The following is a 7149-nucleotide window of genomic DNA, read 5'->3' on the forward strand; positions in this document are numbered from 1 at the left end:
CTCCGAAGAAGCAGCATCCAGGACGAGCTCAGAAGAAGCATCCGGGACCAGCTCCGAAGAAGAGGAAAGACCATGACTGAATCCACCACGCCGCGACCCAAGGCCCTGATCGTCCTGACGTCGGCACGCGTGCTCCCGCTGAGCGAGCCCGCCGGCCACCCCGGGATACCGACCGGATTCTTCCTCGTCGAACTCGCCGCCGTGATGGCGCAGTTCGAGAACGACTACGACTTCGTCCTGGCCACGCCGGACGGCCGCCCGCCGCAACTCGACGTCAACGGACTCGCGCTCAACTTCCACGGGGGCGGAAACCTCGGTCTCGCCACCGCCCGCACCACCATGCAGAGCGGAGTCGAGCGGTTCAGCCCCGAGAAACTGCGCGAGAAGAATCCGGACCTCCTCAATCGTCGTGAGGCCGAACTCGCCCTCGCCCACAGGCTTCTCGGCCGCATCCCGGTCTCCGAGCCGCTTCCCAAGACGGATGCGGAGGCCGTCTCCGTCCGAGACGGTGTCGTCAGCGACTTCGAGGCATCGCCGCAGCACGAGTACCTGTCCATCCGGCAGTTGATCGAACGGCACCGCGATCCCGCGTCCGGTTTCTCGCTGGCAGACCTGACCTTCGTGCACATGCCCGGCGGCCACGGCCCGATGGTCGACTTCCACGACAACCCGTGGATGGGGGAGTTGCTCCACACCCTGCGCGAGGTCGACGTCCCGATTTCCCTCATCTGCCATGCCCCGATCGCCCTCACCTCGGCGCGCTACCGGGTCGACGGCGACGGGCAGGTCACGACCGATCCCGGCCATGCCTTCAAGGGCGCACGGATCACCACCGTGGCCAAGTACGGCGAGAAGACCGTGCTCGCGTTCAACTACCCGAAGGTGCCCGGGGAACGGACGCGTCTGCACTTCTACGTCGACGTGGCGCTCAAGGAGTTCGGCTACGACGTCCACCTCACCCTCAACCCCGCGGCCGCCAAGGTGATCTGGGACGCCGACCACTCCCTGCTGACCGGCAACGGCCCCCAAGCCGTCGACGAGCAGGCCGCCCGGCTGGCCGAGATCGTGCGCGGCCGGGCACACAACTCCCCTTCGCGCACGCGGTAGTTGTACCTGGCCATCACGTTCACCCGGCTTCAGGTTCACCCGGCCATCACGTTCACCCGGCTATCAGGCTCGCCCGGTCACCAGGTTCACCCGGCCATCACGTTCACGTCATCACGTTCGGAGGAGAAAACCGATGCGCAGAAGGAATTGGGTCCACGGTCGTAGGACAACGGCGGTCGCCCTCGCCGGAGTCGCCATCGCGGGCTCCGTCGGAATCCCTGCCGCGGCCGACGCCGCAAGCGGCCAGGTCCCCGCACACACCGTTTCGCAGGAGGCATCTTCGCAGGGGGCATCGCGGCCCGGTCCGAGCACCGACCCGGGTTTCCCCACTTTCGTCCACATGCCCGCCGACCAGGCGGCACACCCGGACGCCAAGCAGGAATGGTGGTACACGGTCGGTCACATCCGGGCCGGCGGCCACAAGTACGGCTACGAGGTGCAGCTCAGCCGCAAAGGCATCACGCAGATCTCCATCACGGACGAGGAGAGCGGGGCGTACACCTCGGAGCAACAGGCGTTCAAGCCCGACCAGTTCAGCGCGTCCGCCGACAAGCTCGATGTACGGATGCCGAACGCGTCACTCTCCGGCCCGCTCGACGCCATGCACCTGAAGGCACAACTGCCCCAGGGCAAGGGGACGTTGGACCTCACGCTGAAGGCGGTAGGCCCCACGCTCTACAACAACGGCACCGGCCTGTTCCCCTTCCTGGACGACTCCAGCTACTACTACTCGCTCCCCAACTTGCGGACCACAGGCACCCTCACCCTGGACGGCTCGGCCAAGCAGGTCACCGGCACCTCCTGGCTCGACCGCCAGTGGGGCAACTGGAGTTGGGACACGCTGCACAAGTGGACCTGGATGGCCGTGCGGCTCGACAACGGTCAAGTCCTCAACCTGTGGGACATGTTCGACGACAACGGGGAGAAGCACTGGGCCACCGTGCTCAGTCCCGACGGCACACACCGCGTCGTCCCGGTCGAGCCGCTCGCCCCGCGGGCCACCGACTTCGAGACCAGCCCCACGACCGGTCAGCGCTACGCCGGCAAGTGGACCGTCACGATCCCCGGCCTGGACACCGAACTCGTCGTGACCGCCAGGCCCGTACTCCAGGAAATCCAGGCCGCCCAGCCGTTCACGCCAGGAATCAACGAGGCCGACTCATCGGTCCGCGGCACCTACCAGGGGCGACCGGTGACGGGCGACGCGTACGTCGAGCAGTTCGGTGTCTGGAAGTAACCCACCACAAGAACGGAGACCACGGAGACCACGGAGACCACGAAGGACGGAGAACACGAAGGACGGAGAACACCATGAGCATCACCACCAATACCATCACCACCACCACGCAGTTCGAGCACTGGATCGGCGGCCGGCCGGTACCGCCCGCCTCGGGCCGCCACCTGGACTCCACCAGCCCCCACGACGGCGAACTCGTGCTCCGCATCGCCGACGGCTCCGCCGAGGACGTCGAGCGGGCCGTCATCGCCGCCCACCAGGCCCAGCCGGCCTGGGGACGGACGACCACCGCGGAGCGCTCCCGGGTCCTCACGTCCATCGCGGCCGGCATACGGGAAGGCATCGACGCCCTCGTCGAGCTGGAATGCGCCGAGGGTGGCAAACTCCCAGCGCCCGCCCGCACCGAACTCCTCATAGCCGCCGACTACTTCGACTACTACGGCTCCATCGTGCGCACCCTCGCCGGCGACACGATCGACCAGGGCCCGCAGAACCTGACCTACACCCGGCGCGAGCCCTACGGCGTCGTCGCCGTCATCACCCCGTGGAACGGCCCCCTCAACCAGGCCTCCCGCGGCATCGCCCCCGCGCTGGCGGCCGGCAACACGGTCGTACTCAAACCAAGCGAATTCACCTCCGGCACTTCCCTGGAGCTAGGGCGAATCGCCACCCAGGCCGGACTGCCCGACGGCGTCCTCAACGTCGTCACCGGACTCGGCCCCACCGTCGGCGTCCCGCTGGTCTCACACCCCCTCGTCCGCCGGATCGGCTTCACCGGCTCGGTCGCCACCGGCCGGGCCATCGGCCGGATCGCCGCCGAGCGCGTCATCCCGGTCGCCCTCGAACTGGGCGGCAAGAGCCCGATCCTGGTCTTCGCCGACGCCGACCTCGACGCCGCCGCGAGGGCAGCGGCGATGTCCGTTCTGATCAACTCCGGCCAGGTCTGCTCCGCGACCACCCGGCTACTGGTCGAGCGCGGAGTGCAGGACGAGCTGGTACGCCGTATCGGCGCGATCCTGAACGACAAGCGCCCCGGCGAGGACTTCGGCCCGATCGTCACGCCCCCGCAGTTCGACAAGGTGCTCGGGATGCTCGCGACGGCAGAGCGGGAGGGCGCGCACGCGGTCGTAGGAGGGAACAGGTACGGGGACGGGGACGGGGCCGGGGTACCCGAGCGGGGCCTCTACATCCAGCCGACCGTGCTCACCGACGTCAAACCCGACATGCAAGCGGCACGCGAGGAGATCTTCGGGCCGGTCCTGGTCGCCCTCCCGTTCGACACCGAGGACGAAGCCGTCACCCTGGCCAACGCCACGGAGTACGGCCTGGCCGCCGCCGTCTGGTCCGGCGACACCGCCCGAGGCCTGACCATCGCCCACCGCATCGAGGCCGGCCAAGTCGCCGTCAACGGCGGCGTCATGGGCATCGAGACACCGTTCGGCGGCTACAAGACGAGCGGAATCGGCCGCGAAAAGGGCATCGAGGCCCTCTACGAATACACCCAGCTGAAGACGGTCAGCGTCACCCTTTGATGACGGGACCAGCGATAGAGGCCGTGGCGGGAATCGAACCCGCGTAACTCGCTTTGCAGGTTTGTCCGGGCCGGTCAGGGTGTGATCCGGGGGCGTTCAGAGGCGTTCAATCCCGTGCCGACGGCACCGCTGGCGGGACTGAGCGAACGGTCGTGAACGGCCGCGTACGGCTACGAACGAGACGGAAACTGAGACGGAGTTAGGACGGCTGACCTGGACGACGCCCCCGGCACGCGAGCAGAGGGGCGGCACCCTGTGCGGGGGGAGCCGCCCCTTCATGCATCATCTTCTAGGAAGGTCAAGCCGTGTCACTGACCAGGCAAAAAGCAGCTTTCTTGCGTTGGCTGCCGTTGAACCTACGTGACGCCGTTGTGCCCTTCCGCTGCGACTGAGTCCCGGGCACTTCGCTGGCACCGCAGAGGTCCGTCCTGATTCGGCCCCATCCAGAGGCCGTTCGCCTTGCTAGTTCAGGCGGTGGAGGGTCGGAGATTCGAGCTTTGAGGAACGGTGTCGGCATGAGGCAGGGTTTGCACCCCATGCCTCGTACTTGTGTCCCTCTGGATATTGCAGAACTAGACTGCCTTCGTATCGTGACTTGGATGGTGAGTGGACAACGGCGGCGGTAGAGGATACGGCCAGAAGGAGGTCTTAGCGTGGCGACACAACCGACCCATGATGCAATCTTGGGTGAGGGTTTTATCTATTTCATCTTCTCATTCGATGCAGCGGGCCCTCTCGATATCCATAAGGCCGCGGACCGACTTCTTAAGTCAGGAATTGCAGAAACGGTTGTATCCCCAAGGGACGGCGAGGTTCGTGTCGCTCACAGGTATCGACAGCTAGTTCGCCTCATAAATCAGTCAAACCGTCTCCGTCGAGCTTCAAATGCAATCGAGGAGAATCGCCTAATTAGATGGATGATGAGGCATCCTATCCAGGCCCTGTGGATATTTAGGCGGTCGGTTTTTCCGAGATTGCAAACCTTGCGCCAGGCGCCTGACTCAACCTCGCCTGTGGCAATTCTTTCGGAGACCGTTTCATTCATTGAACGAGCCGTTGCCGAGGCTCAAATGGTAAATGCAGTTCAGCATCACATTGAGGCTAACTTGCTGAAGGCCCCGTACCTGGACAGTGAGCCATATCTGCGACTCCGTCTTCGAAGTGCGGGTCAGTGGCTTATCCGAATGGATGGTGGATCAGTTCGACCTCCCGGCAACTTGGATGAGGGTATCAATGCAGATGTCCTGCTGCTAATTCACAGGTCTGGCGTTATGCAATTGACCGTAGCGGTGAAAATTCCTGACGGTATCACGGTAGATCAATACCGAGAATTGTGCTTTGGTTCATCTGAGACTGTAACTGCGTCGCGCCTGGCGGAGCCGGTCCTTCGCGGCGCCTACGGGAAGCGCGTGGAACCGCATCTGCTAGGAGAGTGGGAGCCGCAACAAGAAGAGGGGGTTAGGTGGAGGCTTACTCAACATGATTCTCCGGCTTCAGTCGCTGACCTATTCTCTCTATATCGAGCTGCGGTGGTAAACACCATTGGATGTAAATCCACCGGTGACTGGTTCTGCTACCCTGCATCCTTTATTGAGAAGATTGACTGCTGTGATTCGGAAGCCTCATTCAGGGATGTTCATGAAAATGAACTGAAGAATGTCATTGCTCGCTCTGTTGATGTCTCTGAAGTTCGCCCGCAATCCCTTGCGAGCCTGATTCCGGAAGACTCGTCCCTCACCAAGAGTACTTCCCTTTACTGCAACATGTCTTCATCGCTGGAGATAAGGTGGTCGGGACCTGGAGAAGGCGAGTTTGCCCAGCACTTGCAGAGACTTGTGATCCTTGAAAGCGCCTTGCTTCAGTACTGGCAAATTCGCCTGCTAGACCGGCGGGTAGGGGTGACGAATGGCAACCTTAGGCGTGTGCGTGAAATTCAACGTGAGGCCATCTTCGGGTTGCGTGAATATCGCGATTCATCTATTTCGTTCGGTTCTGCCATAGATTTGGTGGAGAGGCTGCTAAGCGAATGGCGCACAGATAGACTCTATGGTCATGTTCTCGAAAGTATTGACCAGCTTCAGCAACTCGTGGTTTCGGCTGAATCGGAAAGGTCAGCCAAGCGGGCTAACGTTCTAGCGGGAATTGGCCTCATTGTTGCTGTTTTTCTTGGCCTTCCTGCGATTGGCGATACGCTTGATATTGCGGATAAGGTAAAAGTTGGGGGATTTGCGGGAGTCCTAGTAAAACCTTTTCATGCCCTTGCCTCGCGCGGCGAGAGCGGAACGTGGATTGGGTACCTAGTGTTTCTCACTGCAGTGCTTCTTTGTTTGCTCACCCTTACGTCAAAACGGCGTTGGTCTCGAAAATTGCGTCGCCGCAGAGATGCGGGAATTTCCTGGCCGCTGGGTACAGTGGCGATCGTGCAGCGCGCTGATAGCCAAGACGGGTGATTCAGGTCTCCATGATCCTGGTGGGCGTCGCACGTGATGATGGATGAATGCGAATGAAGATGAAGGAATTAGGTGGCAGATGGATGCACGGGAAGGATGTGCCGCAGGCCAGTCCGCGAGATATGTACCTGCAGGTCCCAGAATCGCTGCGCCGGCAGATTGAATCGGATGGGTTGTCTTCGTGAATGAGCACATTGCCGCGCGATAAGTATTTCAGCATGCTGGAGGCTCTATGCTTGAGCGTGAGGGATGCGCGCGTTGATTCCAGGTGCCTTAGAATTTGATGGCCGGCTGACGGGGTAGCGCGAAATTTCAGGAGCTTATTCAGAGGATCGCTCGGTGTCGCTTCGAGGAAGGGAGGAAGAGTGGGTGCACGGCTTATCTTCGAGCTGCGGGATTGAAGGCCCGTGCTGACCGGATACATGGCATGGGTGGATGACTCACAAGCTAAAGCCGTCAAGCCTTCCACCCGCGCACTCTGGACACCGAACCTTCTCGTGGCCGATGCAGGTCGAGCATCCGCCGAAGCCGCCGCAGGAGGGACACCACACTTCTCGGTGCCCGAAGCAAGCGCCGCAGATAGCGGCCATGCTGTTGAGCCACTCGATAAGTGAAGGCTTCCCCGCATCGTGCCCGCGGCGGCCCCCGCGCTGTCTTTGGGGGCGCTCCGGCGCCGTGGTCACTGTTCGCCCCTGTGATGGTGTCCCGCCGAGTGGTGTAGTCACTGGTCGAGCTGATTCGGTTTCTGCTGTGGTGGAAGCTGGGGATCGTCCTCGGTCGGTTGCGTCGTGAGGAGTTCGGCCATGGAGGCTTCGGAGAGGTA

The 7149-nt window shown here is 62.6% G+C and carries 4 protein-coding genes; all 4 read left to right on the forward strand.

What is annotated here, in order from left to right:
- Positions 1-72 precede the first annotated feature (72 nt).
- The 4 genes from ACNFOC_RS20210 (at position 73) to ACNFOC_RS20225 (ending at position 6326) form a co-directional block, all read left to right on the forward strand.
- Positions 73-1107, forward strand: a complete 1035-nt coding sequence (locus ACNFOC_RS20210) for a type 1 glutamine amidotransferase family protein (RefSeq protein WP_416960483.1) — start codon at positions 73-75, stop codon at positions 1105-1107.
- A gap of 133 nt (positions 1108-1240) precedes the next feature.
- Positions 1241-2344 (forward strand): lipocalin-like domain-containing protein, encoded by a 1104-nt coding sequence (locus ACNFOC_RS20215; RefSeq protein ID WP_416960484.1) that lies wholly within the window; start codon positions 1241-1243, stop codon positions 2342-2344.
- Positions 2345-2418: 74 nt separating this feature from the next.
- The gene (locus ACNFOC_RS20220) at positions 2419-3876 is read left to right on the forward strand and encodes an aldehyde dehydrogenase family protein (protein WP_416960485.1); all 1458 of its coding nucleotides are present in this window, start codon (positions 2419-2421) and stop codon (positions 3874-3876) included.
- A 1271-nt stretch (positions 3877-5147) separates the two neighbouring features.
- Entirely contained in the window at positions 5148-6326 is a 1179-nt protein-coding gene (locus ACNFOC_RS20225; RefSeq protein WP_416960486.1) for a hypothetical protein, read from the forward strand.
- The last annotated feature ends 823 nt before the right edge of the window (positions 6327-7149 follow it).

Origin of the sequence: Streptomyces colwelliae, from assembly GCF_048158785.1 — a bacterium.
GTDB lineage: Bacteria > Actinomycetota > Actinomycetes > Streptomycetales > Streptomycetaceae > Streptomyces.